Below are 25,891 nucleotides of genomic sequence, written 5' to 3'. Positions count from 1 at the left end.
ACAATAGAGACAATTGGAAAGATGTAGCAGGGAGGGGAAAATCGTGAAACCCAAGAAGCTATTAATAATTAACATTATTACGTTTCTTGTTTTTGTAGGGGTTGTCGGCTTAGGAATTTATCAAGCAAATGCAAATCGGGACGAACTCGGGAAGATAGATGAGGAAGAAATCGAAAAAGAAGAAACAGAAGTAACTGAGGAAGAAGATAGTGAAATGGCGGAAACAGAAGAAGAAAAAGATGATTCAGTAGACGCGCCGCAGGATATTGTTAAAAAAGAAACACTTAGTACTTTAGTTTTAAAAGATAAAGCGAAGTTCGCGCTTGCTTCGAACGATACATTTGAAGAAGTAGAGGAAGAGCCGCTGGAAGAACCAGAAGTTCCGGAAGAAGAAACAGTGGATAATGAATTAACAGAAACAGAAGAACCGTCGAACTGGACTGTTCCAAATAATAATTCAAATTCTGGAAATGATAATACTACAGATAGCTCAAGTAATTACAATAACTGGCGTGATAGCAGCTCTGACACAAACAAGCAGCCGACACCATCGAATCCGAAACCAGATCCGACTCCAAAACCAAAACCAAAACCAAACCCAGCTCCGAAACCACCGAAGCCAGAGCCTGATCCGGAACCAAAGCCAAAGCCAAACCCAAAGCCAGATCCAAAGCCAGATCCAAAGCCTGAACCTGACCCAGATTCAGAACCAGAACCAGAACCAGAGGAGCCGATTGAAGAAGATCCAGAAGGCGGAAGGTTGCATTAATAAGGAATGGAAGAAGGGATTTGTCTGAACAAATCCCTATTCAACTGTTATATGTAGCCAAAAGAATGACCTTTCTGAATTTAATAAAAACGATTTCATTAATGGCTTAATTAAGTAAAGTTTGCTATCATTATAAAGTAGGTTAAAAGTTAACTGGTACGAGCGTTCTTTTTGTACATAATCATGCTTAAAAAAGAAATAGCGCTTTTACTAATCACAGAAAAAATACAAAAAAGGGATGGTGTTTATAATGAACAAACCCAAAATTGTTGTCTTGGGGGCAGGCTATGCAGGACTTACTGCTACGAGAAAATTAGCTCAAAAACTGTCACCTGAAGAAGCAGAAATTGTACTGATTAACAAACATAACTATCACTATGAGGCAACATGGCTCCATGAAGTTGCAGCAGGTACAATTAACCATAACCAGGCTCGCTATATGATCTCTGATGTGGTTAATCCGAAACGTGTTCGTCTAATTTACGATACAGTAGTGGAAGTTAAAACAGAAGACCAGCGTGTCGTACTGGAAAACAGTGAAGTGGAATACGATTACCTTGTTTTCGCATTAGGATTTGTAACGAATACATTCGGTATTAAAGGGATGGAAGATAATGCATTCTTCATTCAAGATATCGACAGTGCGCGCATTATTCGCGAGCATATTGAATATAAATTCGCACAATACAGCAGCGGAGAATCAACGGATGAAAGTGATTTAACCGTACTTGTTGGTGGCGGTGGATTTACAGGTATCGAATTTGTTGGTGAATTAGCCGAGAAGATTCCTGAACTCTGCAAGAAATATGATATCCCGCGTAATAAGGCACGCATTATTAACGTCGAAGCGGCACCATCTATTTTACCGGTATTTGAAGAGGATCTTGTAGCATATGCGAAGAAATCGTTAGAAGACCGCGGTGTTGAATTCAGAATCGGTGCGGCTATTTCGGAATGTACAGAAGAAGGATTCATTGTTGGAGAAGATAATGAATTAATTAAAGCTGGTACAAGTGTCTGGACTGGAGGAGTAATGGGAAGTCCAGTACTTGGAAAATCCGGATTTGAAGTATTCCGAGGCAAAGTTAATGTTGACGCTGACCTGCGCTTACCAGGATCTGAGAATGTATTTATTATTGGTGACTGCTCATGGACAATGGATAAAGAAACAGGAAAACCATATCCACCAACTGGTCAATTAGCAACACAGGAAGGTGCCCATGTAGCGGCTAATATCAAGAATGCATTATATGGCCTGCCATTAACAGACTTTGTTTTTGATAACAAAGGTACAGTAGCATCACTAGGAATTTCCGACGGTATTGGAAATATCCTTAATGGTGTGAAATTGCAAGGGAAGCCAGCTGCTGCGATGAAGAAAGTTGTTGACGACCGTACACTCTTAGTAGTCGGCGGGCCGAAAGCATTGCTGAAAAAAGGTAAATATCGTCCTTTCTAATTTGGAATTCTACTATTAGTCCACTATAAAAGGTAAAAGGGGTAGATGAACGATGAAAAGATTTTGCAGCATTTTGTTGCTCACTGTAGCTGCAATTGTAGGCTACCGAGCAGTAAGTGATATCCTGGAAGACTCAAGGGATTTCCGCTAATAAATAAAAATAACAATCAGAAAGCCACCCAGTTTATAAACTGAGTGGCTTTCTGATTTATCGTATGTAATGTCTCTCGTTGAGCCATATTATAACAGAGGTGATAAAGTTGCGCCGTAATGTATTAAATTTTGTGTTCACGCTCACTCTGTTATTGTTTCTCTTGTCAACAGAAATTGTCTCTGCAGATGAAGATGATGAAATTGCTCTACAGAGAGACGAACTTAAATCTTATTCGCTGTCTGACTGGGAGCATGGATTTGTAGATTGGAAAAAGCTGGACGAATTAATGGATCAATTGGAAGAACAAGTTACAGTACCTCCCATTAACGCAACGCTCGGCAATGGTTTTGAAATTATGGAGGAGCAGCCTGGAAAAACGTTGGACCGAAATGGTTTTACTACTTCTTTTTTAAATGCCTTTTACACTGGAGAGGATCGGGCGGTTGAAATTCCGACGAAAGCAGTTCAGCCAAGGGTAGATCAGGAAATGATGCAAGAAATTATTCAAAAACGTCTTGGCTCTTATACGACTTACTATAATTCCGCAAACAAAGAACGGACGAAGAATATTAACCTTTCTGCAAAAGCTGTGCATGGCACGGTTATTTTTCCTGGTGAGGTGTTTTCCTTTAATGATATTGTTGGTGAACGGACAGAAGAGAAAGGATACCAGCGGGCACCTGTTATTGTAAAAGGGGAGTTTTCGGAAGATATTGGTGGTGGTATTTGTCAATTATCTTCAACGATTTTTAACGCAGTTGATTTGCGCGGTATTCAAATGATTGAAAGGTATACGCATAGCCGCTCCGTACCATATGTACCACCGGGAAGAGATGCAACCGTAAGCTGGTGGGGGCCAGATTTCACATTTAAAAACTTATACAATGAACCGATTGTTCTTACCGCTAACGCTGGAAGTGGCAGTTTAACGGTAGGGGTATTTTCATCAGAAACAGTAGAATATTTCCAAGCAAAATAAAAGCAGTGTCCCTAAGTTAAAGGGATACTGCTTTTATTTCGTTTATCCTTAAGCTTTATGAAGTTCTAGTTCGAAATGAATTTTAACTTCGTCGGATACGAGGACGCCACCTGTTTCAACTGCAGCATTCCAAGTAAGTCCGAATTCTTTACGGCTGATTTTTGTTTCACCGCTAAAGCCGGCAACTGTTGAACCGCTCATCGGATCTTTACTTTGCCCTTCGAATGTAACGTCTAATGTAACTTGATTTGTATTTCCGTTAATTGTTAAATCGCCAATTACATCATACTCGTTATTTCCTTTGCTTTTCACATCCGTTGAAACAAATGTAAGTGTCGGATGATTCTCTACATCAAAGAAGTCTGCGGAACGAAGGTGGTTATCACGGTCTTCGTTACGTGTGTTTACACTTGCAGCATCAATCGTTACTTCAATTTTAGAATCGGTAAGGTCTTCCACATTCGCTTCAATCACTGTATCAAACTTGTCGAATGTCCCTTTTGCTCTAGAAATCATCATGTGTTTAACTGAAAAACCTACTTCACTATGCGCTAAGTCTACTGTCCATTTTTCTCTTGTCATTAGAAAATCCCTCCAAATATTATTAAGCACTCTTCAATACTTACTTTCTGTTACCTAGTATATATTAATAAATCGGTAATGTCAATAGCTCTTAATTAAATAATACTTATTTAAATATAAATTAACAAAACGAGTCCATTATAAATTTAAATACCACTAAGTAGGTCATCTCAAACGTGTATTCTGTTTAAATGGATTTAAAAAATGAAATTCTTCAGATAGTTCGATACAATGAGAGGGGGAGATTAAGGAGGATCGAAATGAAAGAATATAATCCAACTTGGGATTTGGATTCATTATTTACAGGTGGAAGTGCGTCACAGGAATTTAGAAATTATCTTAACCAAATACAAACGGAGATTAAACAATTAGAAGAGCAATTCATTACATTGGAAGCGAAGTCAGATATATTTTCCGCTACGCTTACCGAGTTTATAAAAGAATTGGAAGAGACGTTGTTCAAGATTCGTGAGGCGGGGGCATTCGTTAGTTGTTTAAGCGCCCAAGACGTAATGGATGAAGGGGCTCATACACTTGTTGCAGAATGCAGCGCACTTTCCGCTTCGTTTAATGGAGTGCTGACAACCTTTATGCAGAAACTTGCGGAAGTTCCAGAAACCGAATGGCAGGCAACGATTCAGCATGAAGCCTTGCTAGATATAGGATATGTATTAACGGAATACCGGAATAAAGCACAGGACTTACTTGCTGTGGAGCAAGAAGTACTAATTAATGACCTTGCTGTCGATGGTTATCATGCATGGAATCAAATGTATAGTACGATTGTAGGAAATATGAAGGTAGAAATTGAAGGGGAAGAGTATTCGATTGGCCAAGCCTCGAATCTGCTAAATTCAAGCAAACGAGCAACTAGAAAGCAAGTTTTTGATCAGTTAAACGACGAATGGAAAGAACAAGCATCCTTATTTGCACAAACATTGAATCATTTAGCTGGTTTCAGGCTGCAAATGTATAAGCACCGGAACTGGGAAAATGTATTAAAAGAACCACTGAGTATGAACCGAATGAAACAGGAAACATTAGATGCAATGTGGACAGCAATAGCTAATAATAAACAACCTTTTGTAACTTATTTAAATAAGAAAGCAGAACAATTGCATCTAGATAAGTTAAGCTTCTATGATGTCGACGCTCCTATTACTGACAATGTTAAAAAGGTGAGTTATACAGAAGGTGCAAACTTTATCATTGAGCAATTCCGTTCTTTCAGTCCAAAGATGGCGGATTTTGCTGAGCAAGCTTTTGAAAAACGATGGATTGAAGCGGAAGACCGGCCTGGCAAACGTCCTGGCGGTTTTTGTACAAGCTTTCCGGATAGTAAAGAAACGAGAATTTTTATGACGTATTCCGGGACTGCATCAAATATTGCTACGTTAGCCCATGAACTTGGTCACGCTTATCATCAGCACATAATGAATGACATTCATGGCCTTAATCAGCGTTATGCAATGAACGTGGCTGAGACGGCTTCTACATTTGCGGAAATGATTGTTGCGGATGCAGCAGTCGAACAGGCGGAAACGACAGAAGAGAAAAAGGCTTTATTAGAAGAAAAGGTCAGTCGTAGTGTCGCTTTCTTTATGAATATCCATGCTCGGTTTATTTTTGAATTGAATTTTTATAAGGAAAGAGAAAAAGGTTTTGTCTCTCCGGCAAAATTGAATGAATTGATGGTGGAGGCACAGAAAGAAGCTTATCAAGATTCACTCAATGAATATGACCCTTATTTCTGGGCATCCAAACTGCATTTTCATATTACAGGGACGCCATTTTATAATTTCCCTTATACATTTGGCTATTTATTCAGCCTCGGCATCTATGCCCGTGCAAAAGAGCAGGGAGAGGGCTTTGAAGATGACTATATTGCATTACTGGAAGATACAGGCCGGATGTCTGTGGAAGAACTTGCGATGAAGCATTTACAGATTGATCTTACAAAACCGGATTTCTGGGAAGGTGCAATCGAGCTTTGCATCGAGGACGTAGAAGCGTTTCTTAAACTGTAAATTTGTTTTATAACTGTACATTAGTTATAATAGGTTTAACGAAAAAAGCATAGAAAAAGCCAACAGGGGGAGCTTGTAGCTGAGAGTGAGCAACGGAGGATTGCTCAGACCCTTTGAACCTGTTAAGTTAGTACTAGCGTAGGGATGATGGTCTTTTGATGGATAAAAAGCAATGTGAGCGGATTCCCCATCAGGAACCTTCCCTTGGCATTGCTTTTTTTGTATTTAAAATAGCTTATAAAAGGGGAGTTATAACGAATGAAATCTAATAAACTATTGTTTTTAATTGAAGTGTCAATCTTCACTGCGTTAGCCTTGCTATTAGATATTTTACCAATATCATTTAAAATCTGGGCACAAGGCGGTTCGGTTTCCTTTGCAATGATCCCAGTGTTCATTGTAGCACTGCGTTGGGGGTTAAAAGGAGGTTTAGTATCCGGTTTCCTCTGGGGAATGTTGCAGATCGCAACGGGGAACGCATATATTCTGACGCCGCTCCAAGGATTCATTGATTATGCACTCGCCTTTACAGTGATCGGATTTGCCGGTTTGTTCGCAAGGCAAGTTCAAGAAGCGGTACGGGACGGGCGAACCAAGGTATATCTGACATATATAACAGCGGGTGTACTGCTCGGTTCTGTGTTGCGTTTCCTTGCGCACGTTGTTGCCGGGGCAGTATTTTTTGGTTCAGCAGCGGTCGAGGGACAATCCGTTTGGGTATATTCAACAATCTATAATGCATCCTACATGTTCCCATCATTCGTATTGTCAACAGTGATTGTATTCTTTTTATTTCATAAACAACCACGTGCATTGCTCAACCTGGCATCAAACTAAACTGCAACCTATCCGCTTACATTGCAATCGTAAAAAATCTCTCCTGAATGAAGGAGAGATTTTTTTAAATTAACTGTTTCATAGTGAATACATAATTCTTTCCGGCTGCAATATGATAAATAGGAATCAATTCGTTCTGGTTGATAATTCGCTCAAAGTCGCCGATAATAGAAGATAATTGTCTGAATAAATATAAAAGTACATATGAAAGGGGAAGTGGGTATGAAGGCGTTTGTTTTAGAATATGGAGAATTGAAACTAAAAAGTATGCCAGAACCAAAACCACAGAGTAATGAAATAGTCGTTAAGTTAAAAACAGCGGGTCTGAACAGGAGAGACCTCTATATACCGAACCGCAGAGGCAGCGATAAAGAAGCACTCATCCTCGGTTCTGACGGCGCAGGGATCGTTAAATCAGTAGGAGCAGCTGTTACTCGTTTTAAAGAAGGCGATGAAGTCATCATCAACCCGTCACTAAACTGGCACGAAAATAGTGACGCACCTCCAAAGGGATTCGATATCCTTGGCATGCCAGATCATGGTACATTTGCTGAAAAAATTGTTATCAATGAAGAACAAGCGGAAAAGAAACCGGATTACTTAACATGGGAAGAAGCTGGCGTTCTTGCACTTGCTGCCTTGACAGGCTACCGTGCCTTAGTGACAAAAGGAGATATTAAAGCAGGGGAAACAGTCTTTATACCTGGAGCAAGCGGTGGCGTAAACACGTATATCATCCAATTTGCAAAAAGTCTTGGAGCTCGTGTGATTGTTACTTCGAGAAGTGCTGAAAAGTTGAAACAAGCAGAAGAGATTGGGGCGGATCTTGCGATTGGAACGCAAAGTGACTGGAAGGAAGAGTTGAAGAACGAGCAGATTGATCTTGTGATCGATAGTGTAGGTGCAGCGACCTTTAATCGTTCGTTGGACGTATTGAAACAAGGCGGAAGAATTGTTATTTACGGAGCAACAGCAGGAGATCAGGCAGATCTTAACTTACGGACCTTCTTCTATGGTCAATATAAACTGTTTGGCTCCACGATGGGAAGTCGTGAAGAACTTCAACAGTTACTAGCCCATATGGAGAAACATGAAATAAGACCAGTTATGGATAAAACCTTTGCACTTGATGACGCCCAGCAAGCATTCGACCACCTGGAGGAGAACAGCCAGTTTGGTAAAATCGCTTTATTAACAGAATAAAAAATAGGACTGGGAGTTTTTCCTAGTCCTATTTTTTTACTGTATTTGAAAGCCTCTGTTTGTAACATAATTAGGGATACTCCAAACACCGATTTTTTTATTTCGAGCTTCTGACTCAGCTTTATAAAAATCAGAAGCATATTTATCATTTGGTGGGAAAACATAGGCGACTCTAGCTAATCCTTCCTTAATTAAAAGCTCATTGAATAGCTCATCATCTTTTGTGTAAAGATAGGCTAATACTCGGTCATAGCGATCACGTTCATCTGTCCCGTATTCTAAAAAGATTGGATCAAATTTGTCGAAGGAATCCGCCATCCGTGCACTCGCCTCTTCTGCAAAGGGCTGATGGTTTCCTGCTTTGTGATCCAGTTCGGGAGTATCAACAAGCAGTAAGCGGACATATTCTTCTTCACCGTCAATTTCGGCTAGGAACGTGTCTCCATCTACCACTCGCAAGAATGTAGCATTAGCCCCTTCATCTTCTTGGAAAAAGAAATAAATAACAGCGAGTATTAGGACTGTGAGTATGGTTGTTACCGTTCTTTTCTGCATTAACTTTCTCCTCTTATTATAATTTCTTATTATAACATGAGTGAAAGAACTGCATCGCTAAAAATACTATGCTTTTGGCTTAAAGAGAATAGCACCAAGCACACCGAAAATAATTGCGGCTGAAATACCAGCGCTCGTTACTTCAAACATGCCGGTAACGACGCCAATCAATCCGTGTTTCTCAGCTTCAGCTAATGCCCCGTGGACTAATGAGTTTCCAAAGCTTGTAATCGGAACTGTCGCTCCTGCTCCAGCAAAATCAATTAACGGTTCATATAGACCAAACCCATCAAGGATAGCACCTGAGATGACGAGAATGGTCAGGGTGTGAGCGGGACTGAGTTTGAATACATCGAACATGATTTGTCCAATTACACAAATAAGGCCACCAATAACAAATGCCCAGAAAAATACCATGAACTAGTCACTCCATTTCAATTGAGACTGCATGTGCAATAGCAGGGATGGAATCTTTTTGTTGAACACTTAGTGGTGAATGCAAAGAACCAGTAGCTACAAGTAACATCCGTTTGAACTCACCTTGAATCATCCGTTTCAGGAAATGCCCGTACATGACGATCGCTGAACATGCTGTTCCGCTTGCACCTGATTGAACAGGTTGATCTGGACCGTAAATCGTCATGCCACAATCCACATATTGCTTATCTTCCAACTGAATTCCTTGTTGTTTTAATAAATCAAAGGAAGTTTTTCTCCCGATTTTTCCTAGATCTCCGGTTATAATCAGGTCATAATAATTTTCGTCTACATTTCTTTCCTTGAAATGTGTTTGAATCGTCTCCACTGCAGCAGGTGCCATCGCTCCTCCCATATTAAAAGGATCAGTAATCCCCATGTCTACAACTTTTCCAATTGTTGCAGAAGTTATAGCTGGACCATGCCCCTGCTTGCCGATAATTGCACAGCCAGCACCGGTAACTGTCCACTGGGCAGTCGGAGGTTTTTGGCCGCCATAATCATTCGGGTAGCGGAATTGCTTCTCCGCTGCAGCATGGTGACTAGCAGAGCCACTCACGATAAAATCGGCAAATCCGCCATCAAGTAAAGCAGCAGATAAAGCGAGCCCTTCTGTAGATGTAGCGCAAGCGCCGAATAAGCCAATGTAAGGCATAGCAAGTGTCTTAGCGCTAAAGGTAGTAGGTGTAATTTGATTAATTAAATCTCCGCTTATAAAGAAGTTTACCTGTTCTTTTTCAACTGGACTTTTCTGAAGGGCTATTTCAACTGCCTCTTCCATCAGGCGCTGCTGAGCTTTTTCAAAGGTTTTCTCCTTCAGCCAGCCATCATCGAATAAATAATCGAAATCACTTCGCAGAGGTCCTTCCGCTTCGAAAGGGCCACCGGTTATGCCGGTAGAGAGAATGACCGGACGATTTTGAAATTCCCATGTCTGCTTTCCTTGTAACATTTTATAAGCCTCCTAATTGCAGGAAAATCGTTTTGATTAACGCAATTACAAATGCGGCAAATACACCATATACGATCACGGGGCCGGCAAGTTTAAACATATTTGTTCCAACTCCAAGAATGAATCCTTCTGTCCGGTGCTCCATTGCTGCAGAAATGACGGCGTTCCCGAAACCGGTAACAGGAACAGCTGACCCAGCACCGGCAAATTGACCAAGTCGATTATAAAGGCCAAAGCCTGTCAGGATCATCGTAATAAAAATAAGTGTTGCAGTTGTCGGATTCCCTGCAGTTTGTTCGGTGAAATCGAAGTAATAAATATAAAAGGTGGTGATCACTTGTCCAATTAAACAGATAAAACCTCCAACAAGAAAAGCTTTTACACAATTAAGTAAGATTGGCCGCTTCGTTTCCCGTTTATCTTCAAAGGATTGATACTGTTTTGCTTTATTCTTTTGATCTGCCATCGGAAAAAAACCTCATTTCTTATGTCTGTTCTTTGGATAACTTCCGGATTCTTTCAAGCTCTTTCTTTAAGTCAGCTCTGGACAAAGTACCATTCGTTATTCGTTCTTCAAGCTTTCTTAATTCGAGAACTATTTTCTGATCCGTCGATAGTTCAATTTTGTGCTTATGGAAGGAGGATTCGACACTGTCTTTTAAGTTCTTTTCTAATTTCTTCAATTGCAGACGGTCATGCTGTTTCGGATCAATTGCAATGACGATTACGTCGTCATTATTGATTGCAATAACTTCATTGAGTTCATGTTCCTGTTCAATAAGTTCTTTTGCATGCTCACTTGGTTCTTGATTGCAGTTGGTAGATGTGCGCAGGATGGATGGATTTGTTTCATTTGCTGATTGGCCGGTATTGTTCGTTGCACAAGCATTCAGCACAAGTAAGAGAAGAAAGGAAATTACAATTACATAACGTCCCATTGTATTCGTTTCACACCTTTCTGCAAGGGCTTATATTCTTGAAATTACAGTTTATAGCATTGGGAAAACAGGAGGAAATATACTTGGAATTTACTTCCTATCGAGTTAGAGAAGAAGAAAAAACATCAGGAGGTAACCTGATGTTTACTGTTTATTTATATTTTTACTTTGTACGTATGCTGCTACGTCTATACGGGTTGGAATTTTATATTTCCGGAGCATTTGCTTTGACCAGTTATCATCTTTCAAATTGGAATCGCGAGCTTGGTAATAATCTGAAATCGTTCTATCATAACTCTCTACATGTTTATGTGTTGCTTGCTGGTATGTATTCTCATGGAAGACAGCTTCAAATGGCAGACGCGGCTTAAGGTTTGGCTCATGATCTGGGTGACCAACCGCAAGACCGAACAATGGGATAACATATTCCGGAAGCTTTAAGAGTTCGTCTACCCGGTTAATATCATTTCGCAAGCTCCCAAGGTAACATGCGCCAAACCCTAAGGCTTCCGCCGCGATAACCATGTTTTGTGTCACTAATGCACCATCTACCGTGGCAACGATGAATTGCTCAGTGCTTTCCAAATTCTGTTTAACATTTTCATGAACTGCATCAGAATCCAAGTTAGCAATCCGGCTAAGATCAGCACAAATAACAAATAGGTAGCCATTATTTTCTACGTAGGGTTGGCCGGATACTTTTCTAAGCTCTTTTTTTATATTTTCATCCGTTATCCCGATGATGGAGTACGCCATGACATTACTCGACGTGGAGGCTCGTTGACCAGCTTCTACGATTGTTCTTACTTCCTCTTTCGTCAACTTTTCGGGGGTGAATTTTCGAATAGAACGATGGTTATGGAGTAGTTTAATTGTTTCGTTCATTAGATGATCTCCTTTATCTTAAAATTATTGTAGATTTAAATGGTACGTTTCGGTAATAAATGGTGGTTCCTCAAGCGTGGTCCAAGCATCCAACGCTTCTTCAGTCGGTTCGTTCAGGTCGGGAAAATCAATTGCCAGTGATGAATCATCCGACCATTCAATAGAAAAAATCGGCCATGTAAAGCCGAGTCCGAAAGCTTCATCCCCTTCATTTCTCATGGTAACAGCTGTCCATTCCTTAAGATCAAACACAATAACATGACTTGGAACCAAATGTGCTTCTCCAGGCCGGTTAAAATGAAAAGCGACCTTTGTTGCGTCAGGGGAGAATGTATGGTTTACATAGGAAGCCATATCTGCAACTAAAAATGCGGACTTATTTTGGTCAGGATGTAAGAGAAGATAGGAACATTGCTTATCGTAACAAGAAAAGCACAAAATAAAGAATTCTTCCATTCCTAAAACGTACTTCTTCAGCTCCATGTCCGAGATAGCTTGCTGTGGTTTTTTCTGGACCTGAAGAAATTGATGAAGGATAGGAATATCACGGATGGAAAGAGAAATGATTTCCTCATCAATTGTAAATTCCACATATTCTTCTATATCTTCAGGATCCTGGTCTAATGATTCCGATTTTTTTGCAGCGGAGGTTTCCAGCGGTTCCAGATCCAGGTCAGCTTTATGAATAGGAGAGAGCGTATCGTTTTCCGAACAAGCTGATAAAAAAATTACAATGAAGACGACAGAGAGAACCATTCGCATCATAACCGCTCCCTAGTTGTATTTTTACAATCCAATTGTACACTACTTTTCGTAAACATGCAGTTGCTTTGCACTTGAATTGTTTGTTAAGTTTTATTCCCATCTGCTAGCATTTTTGATACACTTCAATATAATGAAATCAAGGGGGCATTAGGGTGAAAACTTTTAAATTAAAACAATTGCAGATTGTAGAATTCGATACAGACGCTTATAAAACAGTACATATCCCATTATTTGATGGATTGATTATCAATCGGGAAGATGTAGAAAATCGTTGGTTGATTGAAGCATATACGAATCCTGAACTGCTTGATTACTTCACAGCATTAAAGGAAAATAATTCGGAATTAATTATTCATGTCAAAATTACAACAGAGTCGAATGAATTGGCAACTTGTATTACATCGATTATCGATATCAATCCAATTGGTGATAATATAAATGTATTATTACTCGGCACCATGGTGGATCAAAAAACAGAAAAAATAGAGAAGGTTTTAGAGAAATTAGTGACAGAAGGAAATAGAGGAGAGGATTTGCTGAATAAGTTTAAAGAAAATCTTTAAAAATTGAAGTCATAGGAGTATCCCAGCAATGAATATACGTGATGGTAAATTAATATGGTTGAATCGATTAACACCAGTACAATTGCTACTGCTTTTTTATATTGTTGCAGTCATTTTCTCGACTGTGCTTCTAGCCTTGCCAGTGGCATATAAAGAAAATGCATCCATTTCATTTATTGATCTTTTATTTACAGCCGTTAGTGCGTTAAGTGTTACGGGGTTAAGCACAATTTCAATTGTTGATACATTCAGCACAACAGGAGTTATTCTCCTGACAATAATTTTACACCTCGGAGCAGTCGGTGTAATGGCGATCAGTACGTTGATCTGGCTGATAATCGGAAAAAAAATTGGCTTGATTGAAAGAAGATTAATTATGACGGATCAGAATCAGACAAGTTTTAAAGGAATGGTTCGTTTAATTAAGCAAATTATTATTCTAATCTTGTTTGTTGAACTGCTTTTTGTCATTATTTTAGGTTTTTACTATTTAACGTATTATGATTCTGTAGCAGAGGCCTTCTTTCATGGTTATTTTACAACGATTACGGCTATATCGAATGCAGGCTTTGATTTGACAGGTTTATCAATGATTCCGTTTCGTGGTGATTATTTTATTCAAGGGGCAGTTATGTTTTTAATCATTTTTGGAGCGGTTGGTTTCCCTGTTTTAATTGAATGTAAAGAGTTTTTGCTAGGAAAAAGGAAGAAAAACAGGACGTATCGCTTTACTTTATTTTTTAAAGTGACCGTTGCGACTTTCTTTGCATTGATTCTTATAGGAGCGATTGGAATATATCTGTTGGACATTAATGGATTTTTCAAAGGAGTTGTCTGGCATGAGTCATTCTTCTATGCAGTTTTCCAATCTGTAACAACGAGAAGTGGCGGACTTGCGACACTAGACGTAAGCAAGCTAACAGACGCGAATCAGCTCTTTATGTCATTTCTTATGTTTGTAGGTGCCTCACCGAGTAGTGCGGGCGGAGGGATTCGAACGACAACTTTTGCACTTGTGATGTTATTTATCTTAACGTATATTAGCGGGAAGAAGCAGGTACGGATTTTTAACAGAGAAATTCACGAAGAAGATTTGAGGAAAGCTGTAACAATTACCCTAGTTGCACTTTTCATCATGTTTGCTTCGGTCTTGCTCGTTTCGGTTGTCGAGGATTTTTCGTTGACACAGATTTTATTTGAAGTCACCTCGGCATTTGGTACGGTTGGACTTTCAATGGGCATTACGGCGGATTTGAGTATTCTCAGTAAAATCTTGCTCATGCTTCTTATGTTTATCGGAAGAGTCGGTATTATCACGTTCTTACTCATCTTTCGTCCGCGTGTCAACCCGAGTAATGTCCGCTATCCTAAGGAAAGAATGATCATCGGTTAATCGATTCATAAAGTGAAACTTCATTCAGTGAGGGTATTGGTCACAGGACGTGACCGTTCTTAGCCGGCCTTCCGCGGGAGTCTCGAGGTGTCTGGACTGCTACTAAGTTATTTCCTAAGTATTATTAGAAAAACAAAAATAGCTTGTGCATTGGGTGGGGAATGCACAAGCTATTATTCGTGTTTTAGAAGTAAAATGCTGCTCCGACGATAATTAGCAAAATAAAAAGTACCACGATTAAAGCGAAGTTGCCGCCATAGCCACCGCCATAGCCTCCGCCGCCGTAGCCGCCACAACCGTAGCCACCGCCACCGAATCCGTAGCCCATAACTTTCACCTCCCACATCTACAGTGTTACTATATGCAGGAAACCAAAAAACGTATAGACGTTAGCACAGAAAAGGACAAGGAGCAATTCACAAAAAACCTCTAATCCGTTGTATCGGTGATTTTTACAATTTTTAATTGATCATTTTCATATGCAAAGATAAATTCAAATTGTTGGGAAGTCGTTTTTTCTTTTTCGTCATCTTGATTGCTGTCCCTTTCCATAACGTCAACTTCAACCGTTGTTTCAATTTGATTATGGTCTAATACTTCACTTTCTGAATCTGTTATTCTTAAGTCAATGATATGGATATATTGGTTTCTGAAATCTGCATAGGAAGTGCTCTGTTGCAGGGTGCTGCCTAAGAGTGAGTAAGCACTAATATAATCACGGATGCCAATACTATCCCAAAAATATTCGGTTAAGTAATTCGCATCCTGCAGCCCTTGTTCCATATTTATGTTACTCATGATGTCTGTGATACTAGCAAATTTCAAATCTTCATTCACAGCTTCATTAGACCATTTCTTAGCGATGTCAATCACTTCATTTATTGGGATACTGAATCCGAACATTCCATCATCCATCCCAACGGAGTTGATGCCAATAATCTCACCCGTTTCCCTTTTAATGAGAGGGCCGCCGCTATTACCATGAGTGATCGATGCGGAAATCTGGTAGGCATTGGCATAATGATAACCATCAACATCTAAGTCTCTTTCTGTCCCAGAAATAATCCCTAATGTAACAGTGTTTTGAAAGCCGTGCGGGCTACCGAGTGCGATGATTTCATCTCCAATCTCTGCTAGTTCATCAGAAAGAGGGAGAGGGTCACGATTGGCTAATTGCGGCACACGGATGACTGCAATATCAGTATCTTCACTTATTCCAATGACAGCAGCAGGATAGAATCTTGCATTTGATGTTCGGACATAAATCGCGTCTGCGTCTTGGATGACGTGGGCATTCGTAATAATGTCGCCTTTACTATTATATAAAAATCCGGAACCGGTAATCGTACTATATTCATTATGTCCTTCGATTTGAATCACGCTTTTTTCAGCTTCGTGGATAATTGTTTTCAAGTCAAGATTTTCACTTTTTTCAGCAATGTGATTTACAAATGGTTGATTGATAGCAAGTTCTGTATCTTTCCAGTCAGAATACAGCTTGAATGTAATAAAAATGCCGATAAGCAGAAAAACAATACTTATAAAAATAGCGGGATATCTTTTTTGTTTCATGAAGTCTCACCTCGGATGATTATAAACCAGAAATTCATTAATCGGTATACCATGTTATTTTTTTAACTGCAGCTTCCAGATTACTCGATTTGTCTTTTAAATCAAAATGCGTAAATTCGAATTTCCCCTGTTCGGTTGGATAAAGCGTATCCGGATAGACAAATATTTCATTTGTCAAGATTTCCTCATCATTCCGTGAGACTGTATATTTAACAAGAATGGAATTAATCGGAACAGTTGCATTACTCTTGACCGCTCCTTTAACTACAATTCTGCCATCTTCATCATTCTCTACATCGATAAAATTAAGTTCAATCGCATCATTCTCATTCATTTGATGTTCTTGATAGGCAGTATCCATTGCTTGCTCCAGCCGTTCTTGTGCTGCAGCTTCGAAAGAACTTTTTTCTTTATTGATATTTGCAAGTAAGCTTTGCAGTTTCTCAGCATCTGGTGCATATTTTAATCCGTCCTCTGTAATTAACTGAGCATCATTGAATTGTTTGTTATTCAAAGCTTCACTTGCTGTTGAGAAGGTATATTCCACAAGTTCATTCCGTAACTGTGTGACAATGTCGTTTGCTTCAGAATGATTTATTTCTTCCGCCTCCCAAATAAGCATACGAATTTCATCTATACTAGGACTGTCTTCAAGTTTTGTTTTTAACTGTTCCAAAAGAACGGAAGCGTGCGTTTGATTAATTTTTTCGACGAGTTTACTGACAACAGGCCCTTGATACGTTTTTAATTTATCCTCAGTTACATGGAGAATGTCCAATGCCTCGTTGTAACTCCTATCTTGGAGGAGCTGATCTGTCTTTTTCAGTCGTTCATCTATTTGCAGCGCTTCATTCGTGTATTGCAATGCTACTTGCGCTTGACTGAAATCCTTCCGGTAATCAAGAGAGCTTTGCAGCAATTGACTTGCTTGTTCGTAATCTTCATCAAGCAGCGAATTTTCCGCTTCTGTATATAATTCGACCGCTTTTGTTGATTGATGATTTAAGTAAGTGGAGAATAAAAATACACTGCTAATCACAATAATTAGTGTAGCAATTGGGAGAATCCACCATTTCTGGAATCTTGCAGGCTCTAGTCTTGAATCGATATCAGGTAGAGATTTTCCACATTTTAAACAAAAGTGTTCCTCTTCTTTTACTTTTGTTCCGCAATTTGGGCAATAATACATCACGTGTCACCTCCAATAATCTATATTATTTTATCATAAATGCTTTATTAAAAAGAAAAAAGTTGATATGATAAGGAGGATGATAAGATACATAGCTTTAATATAAAGTGAAACTTCAATCCGTGGGTTTTTTTCTTCATTCCCCACTGATTGTTAGCTGAACAAATCCGGGTGTTAGCTCACGTTTCTTCCCACCTAAACATTCTCGAAGACCCTACAGTTTTGAAGTGGAGTTTCATGGACGGTTACACCAGGAAAAAAATACCAATGAAAATTATGAAAGGGGAGCATATGAATGGAAACGATTTATGCGATTGTTCTTTTTGCCATTCTTATCCTTAACATCGGCTACTGTGTATTGGATAATGAAAAGTAATGAATCGAACAGGGCAGCCACACTTGACTGCCCTGTTTACTTTATTATTTTGTTCGCTCCCATTCACTAATTGGGTAAATAATGAGTTCTGACCTCCCAATGATTTCATCGCGCTGAATATATCCGAGGCCGTTACGGCTGTCTTTACTAATCGCGCGGTTATCTCCCATCACAAAATAACTATCCTGAGGAACGTGTACCGGGCCGAACTCCCCAGTCTTGCTGCTAATTTCTTCGCTCAGAAATGTCTCAATGTATCTTTCTCCATCAATATATAATTCACTATTTTTGATTTCAACCGTTTCACCTGGCAGGGCAATAACCCGTTTGACATAATTTTTGTCTACTTGCTGAATGATAATAATATCACCACGCTTCGGCTCATCAACGATATAAATTATTTTATTAAAGATGAGCCTTTCACCGTTTTCAAGCGTTGGTTCCATACTATCGCCTTCAACAATCGAAGTGGCGAATACAAAGTTTTGGATTAAAAGAGCAATAATGACAGCGATCATAATGGCTTTTAGCCATTCAAGCCATTCGGATTTTTGTTTTGTAGCCAATTGCTACCATCCTTTTCTATTTGAATTCACTTTTTATAGTAGCATATCTTTGTTTCATTATCGACAGTAAACGACAAAGTTTTTTCACGACAATTAATGAATTACAATTCAGTTTTAAAGGAGTGCTATACTTTCAATGGATACGCTTGGAGAGATGCTTAAACAGATTGAGTTTTTACGCAAAAAAATGATTCAGGCTGCGGAAGAAAATGGGCTTAATCACGAAAAATGCATTACAATAAGCAAGGAATTGGATCAACTACTAAATGAATACGAAAGAATGAAAGAGGAATCGAATTCTGAAATAAAAAAAAGCAATGAAGTTATTTAAAAAAGTGTACAGGATGGAAGAGTATATATTCGTTTGTAAGCTATTTATTTGGGGATAAGCAATTGAAAATAGCTTTATTGACTTTGTGAAATTGGATGTAAAAGAGTAATTTGTTTGAAAATTATCATTAAATGATATAAAATATAATTGAAATAGTAATTTTCCGTTAATTACGAATAAAAGTTCCTAAAATGTTCAAATAATTTCGATTAGGAACATGGAAAATTGGGTATAATGAAATTAGTATGTGTAAAGGAGTGCAAAAGATGAGACCTAAACGTATGAGTTTTGAACAACTCGTAAGCCAAAATATAAGAGAGTTGCTTGATGATGAGAATAGCCTCGATCAACTGGAAATGCGTTTGGAGAAGAAGCATGAAGCGAAAGCTAAGAAACAGCGCGAACAGGACTCTGGGCTTTTATCAAATGAATAAATTAGCGTAAAAAAACGGGATGTGAACATACTCCCGTTTTTTTATGCTCGAAGTTTGGGTGACCTGGTTACATTATTTTGATTACTGCTATAAACTTGCACAACAATCACAGCACAGATAATACAAGCCATTCCTAGCATTTGAATGAACGAGAAAGTTTCTTGGAAAATGAAAATTCCAATCATGGTCGCTACTACGGGTTCTACCGTTGTCAGAATAGAAGCTTTTGAAGCCTCTGTGCGATTTAATCCATGTGTATAAATGATATAAGCGACTGCAGTAGGGAGTAATCCTAAGCCGAAAGCGTAAAAGAGTACTTCTTGATTGATTAATAACATAACTTTCTCTTTGTAAGGAAAGAAGGGGATTAAAGCAATAGCTGCAGTTAGAAATGTAAAGGTCGTAATCGGTAGTGTTGTATATTTCCTCAAAGCGTATTTACTGAATATGCTATACAGTGCATATCCAACTGCTGAACCGATCCCGAAAACAACACTCCCAAATTTAAATGCTTCCTTGTCAAAGGGAATTAAACCAACGACAAGACTCGTGCCGAATAATGTGATACAGAGGGCAATGATTTTAATTCGTGTTAACGGCTCTTTGAATAAAAGGTAAGAAAAAATGGTCACAAATGCCGGACCTGTATAAAGTAATGCAGTAGCAACAGGGATTGTCGATGTTTCGATAGCAGTAAACATGCAATAGTTGAAAAATACAATACTGAAAATACCGGTGCCAATGAAGTATTTGATGTCGGTTAATTGATGCAATTTCAATCTTTTCGGTGCAGTGAACAGTAAATATAAGACGAGAATAACAGCTGACGTCCATACTCTGAGTGTCACTACCTCCATTGGAGTAAAACCATATGCATAGAGATTTTTTACATAAAATCCAATTGTCCCCCATAACGCAGCCCCGATAAGAATATAGATAAATGCTTTATTCACCAACATCGCTCTCTTTCTACCATTCTCACTTTCATTATATTCGTAAAGTATTTAGATGTATAGTAATTTTTTAAATGGGAACAATAAAGCTATTTAAATTGCTTAGTTGGAGGTTTCATAATGGGCCGTTTCTTTTCCGAATTGATTTTCTTTCATTATGACTTTCTTTTTATTATGGCGGGTTTATTGTTGCTCTTATGTATATTTATACTGGTGAAACGTCTAATTGAGTGGGGCAAGGAAAAAGAATATTTACTCGGATATCTCGTAGGAAGTATTACTTTTTTGAATTTTTTCTTTTTTATATTGATTATTGGCAGGAAAGAAATGCAGGCGGTTATATTTTTACCATATTTATTACAGATTATTGGAATTTATGGGATTTTGTTGATCATTAGTTTGGTGTGCAAATATTTATTTAGACGGTTCATCAGTAAAAAGGCGTAAACAGCCATGTTGCTGTTTGCGCCTTTTTACTGATGAATATTTTAGAGGGTTAATAATTCCTGTGTCTACTAGTTGGCGGCCATTCCATCTTACCAAGAGATGAGGGTGTGTAGTAAGCTGATGTATAAGTTCGGCTTTTTTTCGGTTTAGTTGAAGGCTTATAGTTGATATAAGGATAAAGAACTCGTTTAGCTTGTGAAAGTGACATTTTCGAATGGGGATTTCGGTAGTTTTTATCTAAGGAACCGAGATGTTCCAATTCTTTGAAGTCTTCCTTTGTTGGAGGAATGTGAAAATAATAATCTGCCACTTTAACAAGTAATGTGGAATGCTGGTTGCTGTACTTAGGCCTGTCCGAGAAATGAAGCCCGATTCTTTCGGCGCGCTTTTCCTTTAATAATTTATTGATTGCTTCTTTTTTGATGAAATATAAATGTTGAGGCTCCGGGGCAGTTTTCGCATGGCGGTTAACGCTGAAAATTGCTTGAGCTATTTCGTGTATATCACTGTCTGTACTCATAAACTCACTCCTTTACAACATCTCTATTATATCTATCGTACCTTAAAGAAACGGTTTAGGCAATGGGAGATTTAAGGTAGATTCACTTTCGCTTCATGATCCAGCGTATTAGAGAAAGAGGTTTCGTTCAGCGTTATATGATGATCTATTTTTTTTATGAAAAAAAGCATTCGTTTTGAATGCTTTTCGAAGAATTGTTTTATTCATTTAGTTTATTGATATCATTTATAATTGATTCTATCGTTTCGGATTGGACTCCATCGTAATATTTAATAACTTCTCCTTCAGGATTGATCAGGAAAAATCTAGTTCCATGTGTTACTTGGTCTGTACCTTCCGGGGCCTCGGCAAGTAAACTCTTAAACGATTTGATTGAGATTTCTTTAATCGTTTGAAAATCATAACCCGTTAGAAATGTCCAATTACTGAAGTCGACATCATAGCTTTCCCCATATTCCCGGAGTACTTCCGGTGTATCATAATCAGGGTCGACACTAAAAGAGACAAGATTGAGATCGCCATATCCTTCTTCAGCTAAACGATCCTGGAGCATTTTCATGTTGGAAGTCATTGGTAAACATACGGTTGTACAGTTTGTGAAAATCATATCAGCAATCCAATATTCACCCTCTAAATCCTTCAGGCTCATCGTTTCGTTATCTTGAGTGGTGAACTCGAAATCCAGCATATCTTCACTCATATTCGTTTCGATTGCTTCACCGCAGCCAGCCAGGAAAAGGGAGAGTGCCAAGATAAATAATAGGCGCTTCATGTAAGACAATCTTCCTTTCTAAGTAAATAAGCTTATGTTTAGTATAGCATTCTTTTATTTAGGTTTTAGCTGAACCCAATGACTTTCCTGTGAAACATTTATGACAAATTGGCTTTTAATGTGTATTCATGGATTTCAGGTTTACAAAATAAACGGTAGGGGACACGGGTTGTTCCGATGCCTGCATTTACGAATAGTTGCAATCGATTGTCAATGAGATATTTACCAACTACATAATTTTCCGCATAAGGGGGAGTGTAGAGGTGTCCGATGATAGGTAAGCGCACTTGACCGCCGTGGCTATGGCCTGAAAGTTGCACATCCACTGGATACTTTACCGCTTCATCTGCAAAATCCGGTTCATGGGCAAGCAGGATTGTAAATAGCTCTGAGTTCGCTTGATTTAGTGCGGCTTCCAAATCGGGTTTACCGAGCATAAGATCATCAATTCCTGCAAGAATGAATGCATCCTGTTCTGAATTGATTTCTACGTGGCTGTTTTGTAATAAGGTAAAATCAGCTGCTTCCATAATGTCAAGAATCGTATCCGTGCCATAACCGCCATGATCATGATTCCCGTAAATCCAATATTTACCTAAGGGAGCATCTAAGCTTCCGAGCACATTGATAATAGGTTGATGTTCCTGCTCTTGCAAATACTTTGGATTATCGATCAAATCACCTGTAAACAAGATAATATCTGGCTTTCGTTTATTAATCAGGCTGACAAGCTTTTCTAAGTCTTCAACCGAATAATTAAATCCAAGATGGGTATCGGAGAATTGGATGATTTTCTTATTATGGAATGTTGCTGGGATTTTAATTGATGTAATAGGTTCTTCTTGGATATGTAAGCTTGCTGGCTCAATTTCTCTGCTGTAAAAAAATGTTCCACCGCTTAAACCAATTAAAGTAAACATGAATCCTGCCGCTCGCTTTAAAAATGCTCGTCGATTCATCTGGGTCAAACCTTTCTATAATAAAACTTCCGTCCTGTTTAAATCGTTATACTTTCCGATTATAGCACGGAAGTGAAGATGCCGTACAGAAGGAAAGTGGTATGGGCAAACAATAGGTTCGTATTTATAAAGGCAGAAAATGAAGAACGTGTTATAATCTAAATTATCAGTCAAATCATTGACATATTTCCTACAAAACGATATACTTTAATAAGATGAAGTTTTTTGAATTTAATTTGAACCATGCTTTTGTACATCTGCTATCCATCCTTCGAAGTGTATCATTCGTTCATCTCCTTTTATTATTTAGGACTTGAGTTTCGTAATATAACATGATATCTGCTATAATGGAAGTGAAACATCTTTGTAAAAGAGTTAATCCGTATGATAATTAAAAATTAATTACTCAAGAAATGATAGCGCCAACATGTATTTAAAATTGCAGCTAGCTTACGGACAAATTATAACAATTAACCCGAACAAAATATGGATGTATCGTTTGAGAAGGGGGTAATTTTTTGAGTACCATGCAAGAAAGAGAATTACAGAATATACTAGTAGGAGAATTAATGATTTCATCCGAAAAGGTTGCTCACGTCCAACTAAACAATCCGCTGGAGCACGCCTTACTCGTGCTTGTGAAATCTGGTTATGCGGCAGTACCCGTACTGGATTCTTCTTATAAATTAGTAGGTATTGTTGGCAAAACAGTCATTTTAAATGAGATTCTTGGCCTGGAACGTTTTGAAATTGAAAACTTGTCGGAGATGCGCGTAGAAGAAGTTATGAACTGCGACATACCTTGTTTGACAAGGGACAATAATTTAGTAGATGGCTTAAATGCTTTGATTGATCATGCTTTTATTTGTGTAGTGGATGAAGATGGTTACTTTGATGGAATCTTAACGCGACGAGCCATTTTGAAGGAATTGAAGAAAGATATTTATATGAAAAATTATAAAAAATAATAACCTGAATGAATTTCATAATTACCAAAGTCGGCTTTTCCATCACCATATGTAGTTGGGAACGAACCAACTCAACTACATATGGTGATGGTGAAGCATTAAATACGTATTATGAAATTCATTAACCTATACTGCCTGAAAAAATATCCTCATGATTTGAGGATATTTTTTTTGGATAAAAAAGCATTTGTCTTTATCCCGATATAATCGTCCGTAGATTTCCCATCTCAATCCTTCAGGCCATGTCGAGAATAGTAAGGCGTAAGATAATGGACGCTAATATCAATTAACGATCAGTGAGGGGTGAAAAAACCCCCACTGATTGAAGTTTCACGTTATATTGAGAAAGTGGGACAAAACCTCTGACCGAGGCCTCTGACCCCATGTCCCAAAAAAGTTAGTAAAAAATAATAAATTGTTATAGCTATTTATTTCGGTATCCGTTATATTAATATATACTGACAATTTAGAAGGAGGTATACAATTGGATACTTTTAAACGATTGAAAGAATTCTATTGGCCGCATAAGCATTATTTCCTTTGGTCGTTATTCTTTTTGATTATCCTGACGTGTATAACGGTTGTTTATCCAATCATTCTGCAAATAACGATTGATGAAGTCGTACTTAAAGACCGATATGGACTTATTCTTTATATTTCACTTATTTTCTTCGGTCTCATGGTGATTAAAGGAATTTCTACGTTTTCTTTTCAATATTTAAGCGAGTTATTCGGAATGACGTCGGTTTATCATCTTAGAAACGCATTGTATGGAAAGTTACAAGCATTGTCCTTTGAATATTACGATAATTCAAAAACCGGAGATATAATGTCAAGAATGACGGCAGACGTTGAAGGGTTTCGCTTTTTTTTATCTGCTGGTTTCGCGGAATTAATTCGGATTGTCCTGCTGATTGGAATCAGTTTAACGGTCATGTTCTACTATTCCATTCCGCTTGCCATCGTCACAATGCTTGCTATGCCGTTTCTTGGAATCGTTGTTTTTCAATTTGATAAACAAGTGCATCCAGCATTTAGGAATGTCAGGAAGTCCTTTGGAAGGTTGAATACGCGGGTGCAAGAAAATATTAGTGGAATGAATACAGTTAAATCACTATCACGGGAAGAATTCGAGATCGGCAGATTTTCTTCCAGTAATGATGATTACCGGAAGCGATACTTATTCACCTCTAAACTATGGGCAAAATATTTCCCGTTAATGGAACTGATCGGCAATATTGCAGTCGTTTCATTATTAGGATATGGAGGCTATCTTGTCATTCATGACAGACTAGCGCTTGGTGAGCTTGTTGCTTTTTTCAGTTTAGTTTGGTATATCCTTAGTCCGATTATGAACCTTGGATTTGTTGTTAATATGTTCTCCCAAGCAAAAGCATCAGGCGAGCGATTAATTGAGATTCTTGACCGGGAGGAGGAAGTACAGGAAAAGGAAAATCCAATCATCAAGCACATAAAAGGTCATGTCACGTTCAAAGATGTTTCGCTGCAATATGTGGAAGATGATGATACAGCACTTAAACATATTGATTTTGATGCACCACCTGGAAAAGTCGTCGGTCTAATTGGTGCTACCGGTTCAGGGAAAACGAGCATTACCCAATTGATTACGAGGTTTTATGAAGCAGAGCAGGGCAAGGTGCTCATCGATGGCCACCCGGTTTCCGATTTTGAATTAAAGTCATTACGGAGTCAGATTGGTTTTGTTTTGCAGGAGCCTTTTTTATTTTCTACATCAATTCGTGAAAATATAGCATATGGGCAGCCGGATATAAGTGACGAACAGGTGGTAGATGCTGCAAAACGCGCTCAAGCGCATGACTTTATTATGGATTTGCCAAAAGGATATGACACATTACTTGGCGAAAGAGGAATGGGGTTATCCGGTGGACAAAAACAGCGAATCGCGATAGCCCGTGCACTTTGTATCAATCCGAGCATCTTGATTCTTGATGATGCTACTTCCGCGGTCGATATGGAAACAGAGTTTAAAATCCAAGCTGCTTTAAAGGAAGTAATGAGAGAAAGGACTTCCTTTATTATCGCTCACCGCATTTCCTCCATTAAGCATGCTGATGAAATTTTAGTATTAGAAGAAGGGGAAATAAGGGAACGTGGCACCCATGATCAATTACTTGCAATGAACGGTATATATCGCCGAATTTATGATATTCAATACCAAGACCGGGAAGAAATTATGCAAATTGTGAACTAATGGAAGGAGGGTTTTGGTTGGAAACTACAAGTA

29 protein-coding genes and 1 riboswitch are annotated in these 25,891 nt (G+C 38.5%); of the genes, 13 read left to right on the top strand and 16 right to left on the bottom strand.

From position 1 onward, the window contains the following. Positions 1 to 43 precede the first annotated feature (43 nt). The 3 genes from LZD48_RS16890 to LZD48_RS16880 all read left to right on the top strand — a co-directional run bounded on the left by LZD48_RS16890 (position 44) and on the right by LZD48_RS16880 (position 3,361). Complete coding sequence (locus LZD48_RS16890) at positions 44 to 769, top strand: hypothetical protein (RefSeq protein WP_235763876.1); 726 nt, start codon at positions 44 to 46, stop codon at positions 767 to 769. Positions 770 to 1,019: 250 nt separating this feature from the next. Beyond that, the gene (locus tag LZD48_RS16885) at positions 1,020 to 2,228 is read left to right on the top strand and encodes an NAD(P)/FAD-dependent oxidoreductase (RefSeq protein WP_235763875.1); all 1,209 of its coding nucleotides are present in this window, start codon (positions 1,020 to 1,022) and stop codon (positions 2,226 to 2,228) included. A gap of 260 nt (positions 2,229 to 2,488) precedes the next feature. After that, a complete protein-coding gene (locus tag LZD48_RS16880) occupies positions 2,489 to 3,361 on the top strand; it encodes a VanW family protein (protein WP_235763874.1) in 873 nt (290 codons plus the stop codon). Positions 3,362 to 3,409: 48 nt separating this feature from the next. Here the strand turns inward: LZD48_RS16880 and LZD48_RS16875 are convergent, their stop codons facing one another. After that, positions 3,410 to 3,943 (bottom strand): YceI family protein, encoded by a 534-nt coding sequence (locus LZD48_RS16875; protein ID WP_235763873.1) that lies wholly within the window; start codon positions 3,941 to 3,943, stop codon positions 3,410 to 3,412. 260 nt (positions 3,944 to 4,203) lie between these two features. Here LZD48_RS16875 and LZD48_RS16870 point away from each other — a divergent pair, with 260 nt between their 5' ends. The 3 genes from LZD48_RS16870 (at position 4,204) to LZD48_RS16860 (ending at position 8,010) form a co-directional block, all read left to right on the top strand. Then, positions 4,204 to 5,970 carry a M3 family oligoendopeptidase gene (locus LZD48_RS16870; protein WP_235763872.1) on the top strand — a complete coding sequence of 589 codons (1,767 nt, stop codon included), beginning with the start codon at positions 4,204 to 4,206 and terminating at the stop codon, positions 5,968 to 5,970. A gap of 55 nt (positions 5,971 to 6,025) precedes the next feature. Next, positions 6,026 to 6,132: riboswitch (TPP riboswitch) on the top strand. Positions 6,133 to 6,228: 96 nt separating this feature from the next. Beyond that, positions 6,229 to 6,807, top strand: a complete 579-nt coding sequence (gene thiT / locus LZD48_RS16865) for an energy-coupled thiamine transporter ThiT (protein WP_235763871.1) — start codon at positions 6,229 to 6,231, stop codon at positions 6,805 to 6,807. Positions 6,808 to 7,029: 222 nt separating this feature from the next. Continuing rightward, on the top strand, positions 7,030 to 8,010 hold the full coding sequence (locus LZD48_RS16860) for a zinc-binding dehydrogenase (protein WP_235763870.1): 981 nt from the start codon (positions 7,030 to 7,032) through the stop codon (positions 8,008 to 8,010). Positions 8,011 to 8,046: 36 nt separating this feature from the next. Here the strand turns inward: LZD48_RS16860 and LZD48_RS16855 are convergent, their stop codons facing one another. The 7 genes from LZD48_RS16855 to LZD48_RS16825 all read right to left on the bottom strand — a co-directional run bounded on the left by LZD48_RS16855 (position 8,047) and on the right by LZD48_RS16825 (position 12,582). Next, positions 8,047 to 8,565, bottom strand: coding sequence for a thermonuclease family protein (locus LZD48_RS16855; RefSeq protein ID WP_235763869.1), 519 nt, complete (start codon positions 8,563 to 8,565; stop codon positions 8,047 to 8,049). Between the two features lie 66 nt (positions 8,566 to 8,631). Further along, entirely contained in the window at positions 8,632 to 8,982 is a 351-nt protein-coding gene (spoVAE, locus tag LZD48_RS16850) for a stage V sporulation protein AE (protein WP_235763868.1), read from the bottom strand. Positions 8,983 to 8,989: 7 nt separating this feature from the next. Continuing rightward, on the bottom strand, positions 8,990 to 9,994 hold the full coding sequence (spoVAD, locus tag LZD48_RS16845) for a stage V sporulation protein AD (protein ID WP_235763867.1): 1,005 nt from the start codon (positions 9,992 to 9,994) through the stop codon (positions 8,990 to 8,992). 1 nt (position 9,995) lies between these two features. After that, on the bottom strand, positions 9,996 to 10,460 hold the full coding sequence (spoVAC, locus tag LZD48_RS16840) for a stage V sporulation protein AC (protein WP_235763866.1): 465 nt from the start codon (positions 10,458 to 10,460) through the stop codon (positions 9,996 to 9,998). A gap of 19 nt (positions 10,461 to 10,479) precedes the next feature. Then, the gene (locus LZD48_RS16835) at positions 10,480 to 10,932 is read right to left on the bottom strand and encodes a YhcN/YlaJ family sporulation lipoprotein (RefSeq protein ID WP_235763865.1); all 453 of its coding nucleotides are present in this window, start codon (positions 10,930 to 10,932) and stop codon (positions 10,480 to 10,482) included. A 144-nt stretch (positions 10,933 to 11,076) separates the two neighbouring features. Continuing rightward, the gene (gene nfsA / locus LZD48_RS16830) at positions 11,077 to 11,817 is read right to left on the bottom strand and encodes an oxygen-insensitive NADPH nitroreductase (RefSeq protein ID WP_235763864.1); all 741 of its coding nucleotides are present in this window, start codon (positions 11,815 to 11,817) and stop codon (positions 11,077 to 11,079) included. Positions 11,818 to 11,841: 24 nt separating this feature from the next. Next, positions 11,842 to 12,582, bottom strand: coding sequence for a hypothetical protein (locus LZD48_RS16825; RefSeq protein WP_235763863.1), 741 nt, complete (start codon positions 12,580 to 12,582; stop codon positions 11,842 to 11,844). Positions 12,583 to 12,734: 152 nt separating this feature from the next. Here LZD48_RS16825 and LZD48_RS16820 point away from each other — a divergent pair, with 152 nt between their 5' ends. Both LZD48_RS16820 and LZD48_RS16815 read left to right on the top strand, forming a co-directional pair. Next, complete coding sequence (locus LZD48_RS16820; RefSeq protein WP_235763862.1) at positions 12,735 to 13,145, top strand: YwpF family protein; 411 nt, start codon at positions 12,735 to 12,737, stop codon at positions 13,143 to 13,145. A gap of 28 nt (positions 13,146 to 13,173) precedes the next feature. After that, entirely contained in the window at positions 13,174 to 14,538 is a 1,365-nt protein-coding gene (locus tag LZD48_RS16815; protein ID WP_235763861.1) for a TrkH family potassium uptake protein, read from the top strand. A 184-nt stretch (positions 14,539 to 14,722) separates the two neighbouring features. Here the strand turns inward: LZD48_RS16815 and LZD48_RS16810 are convergent, their stop codons facing one another. The 4 genes from LZD48_RS16810 to lepB form a co-directional block, all read right to left on the bottom strand. Beyond that, the gene (locus LZD48_RS16810; RefSeq protein ID WP_235763896.1) at positions 14,723 to 14,866 is read right to left on the bottom strand and encodes a YjcZ family sporulation protein; all 144 of its coding nucleotides are present in this window, start codon (positions 14,864 to 14,866) and stop codon (positions 14,723 to 14,725) included. Positions 14,867 to 14,967: 101 nt separating this feature from the next. Next, complete coding sequence (locus LZD48_RS16805; RefSeq protein WP_235763860.1) at positions 14,968 to 16,110, bottom strand: S1C family serine protease; 1,143 nt, start codon at positions 16,108 to 16,110, stop codon at positions 14,968 to 14,970. A 37-nt stretch (positions 16,111 to 16,147) separates the two neighbouring features. Beyond that, the gene (locus LZD48_RS16800) at positions 16,148 to 17,299 is read right to left on the bottom strand and encodes a zinc-ribbon domain-containing protein (protein WP_235763895.1); all 1,152 of its coding nucleotides are present in this window, start codon (positions 17,297 to 17,299) and stop codon (positions 16,148 to 16,150) included. A 420-nt stretch (positions 17,300 to 17,719) separates the two neighbouring features. Beyond that, positions 17,720 to 18,241 carry a signal peptidase I gene (gene lepB / locus LZD48_RS16795; protein ID WP_235763859.1) on the bottom strand — a complete coding sequence of 174 codons (522 nt, stop codon included), beginning with the start codon at positions 18,239 to 18,241 and terminating at the stop codon, positions 17,720 to 17,722. A gap of 136 nt (positions 18,242 to 18,377) precedes the next feature. Here lepB and LZD48_RS16790 point away from each other — a divergent pair, with 136 nt between their 5' ends. Together LZD48_RS16790 and LZD48_RS16785 are read left to right on the top strand one after the other, a co-directional pair. Further along, on the top strand, positions 18,378 to 18,572 hold the full coding sequence (locus LZD48_RS16790) for an aspartyl-phosphate phosphatase Spo0E family protein (RefSeq protein ID WP_235763858.1): 195 nt from the start codon (positions 18,378 to 18,380) through the stop codon (positions 18,570 to 18,572). Positions 18,573 to 18,838: 266 nt separating this feature from the next. Beyond that, on the top strand, positions 18,839 to 19,006 hold the full coding sequence (locus LZD48_RS16785) for an FbpB family small basic protein (protein WP_235763857.1): 168 nt from the start codon (positions 18,839 to 18,841) through the stop codon (positions 19,004 to 19,006). Positions 19,007 to 19,047: 41 nt separating this feature from the next. Here LZD48_RS16785 and LZD48_RS16780 read toward each other — a convergent pair whose 3' ends face one another. Then, on the bottom strand, positions 19,048 to 19,965 hold the full coding sequence (locus LZD48_RS16780; RefSeq protein ID WP_255771124.1) for a DMT family transporter: 918 nt from the start codon (positions 19,963 to 19,965) through the stop codon (positions 19,048 to 19,050). A gap of 114 nt (positions 19,966 to 20,079) precedes the next feature. On the opposite strand from LZD48_RS16780, the gene LZD48_RS16775 reads away from it, so the two are divergent. Further along, positions 20,080 to 20,406, top strand: coding sequence for a hypothetical protein (locus tag LZD48_RS16775; protein ID WP_235763855.1), 327 nt, complete (start codon positions 20,080 to 20,082; stop codon positions 20,404 to 20,406). A gap of 49 nt (positions 20,407 to 20,455) precedes the next feature. Here LZD48_RS16775 and LZD48_RS16770 read toward each other — a convergent pair whose 3' ends face one another. From LZD48_RS16770 to LZD48_RS16760, 3 genes are all read right to left on the bottom strand, one after another. Next, on the bottom strand, positions 20,456 to 20,926 hold the full coding sequence (locus LZD48_RS16770) for a YkyB family protein (RefSeq protein WP_235763854.1): 471 nt from the start codon (positions 20,924 to 20,926) through the stop codon (positions 20,456 to 20,458). 199 nt (positions 20,927 to 21,125) lie between these two features. Next, positions 21,126 to 21,698, bottom strand: a complete 573-nt coding sequence (locus tag LZD48_RS16765; RefSeq protein ID WP_235763853.1) for an SCO family protein — start codon at positions 21,696 to 21,698, stop codon at positions 21,126 to 21,128. Between the two features lie 98 nt (positions 21,699 to 21,796). Next, positions 21,797 to 22,657, bottom strand: a complete 861-nt coding sequence (locus LZD48_RS16760; protein WP_235763852.1) for a metallophosphoesterase — start codon at positions 22,655 to 22,657, stop codon at positions 21,797 to 21,799. A 518-nt stretch (positions 22,658 to 23,175) separates the two neighbouring features. Here LZD48_RS16760 and cbpB point away from each other — a divergent pair. Together cbpB and LZD48_RS16750 are read left to right on the top strand one after the other, a co-directional pair. Continuing rightward, positions 23,176 to 23,625 carry a cyclic-di-AMP-binding protein CbpB gene (cbpB, locus tag LZD48_RS16755; RefSeq protein ID WP_235763851.1) on the top strand — a complete coding sequence of 150 codons (450 nt, stop codon included), beginning with the start codon at positions 23,176 to 23,178 and terminating at the stop codon, positions 23,623 to 23,625. Positions 23,626 to 24,109: 484 nt separating this feature from the next. Next, complete coding sequence (locus LZD48_RS16750; protein WP_235763850.1) at positions 24,110 to 25,858, top strand: ABC transporter ATP-binding protein; 1,749 nt, start codon at positions 24,110 to 24,112, stop codon at positions 25,856 to 25,858. Positions 25,859 to 25,891 lie beyond the last annotated feature (33 nt).

It is taken from the genome of Oceanobacillus alkalisoli, from assembly GCF_021556485.1.
GTDB classification, from domain to species: Bacteria; Bacillota; Bacilli; order Bacillales; family Amphibacillaceae; genus Oceanobacillus; species Oceanobacillus alkalisoli.
This window is presented reverse-complemented; position numbering and strand designations above follow the sequence as displayed.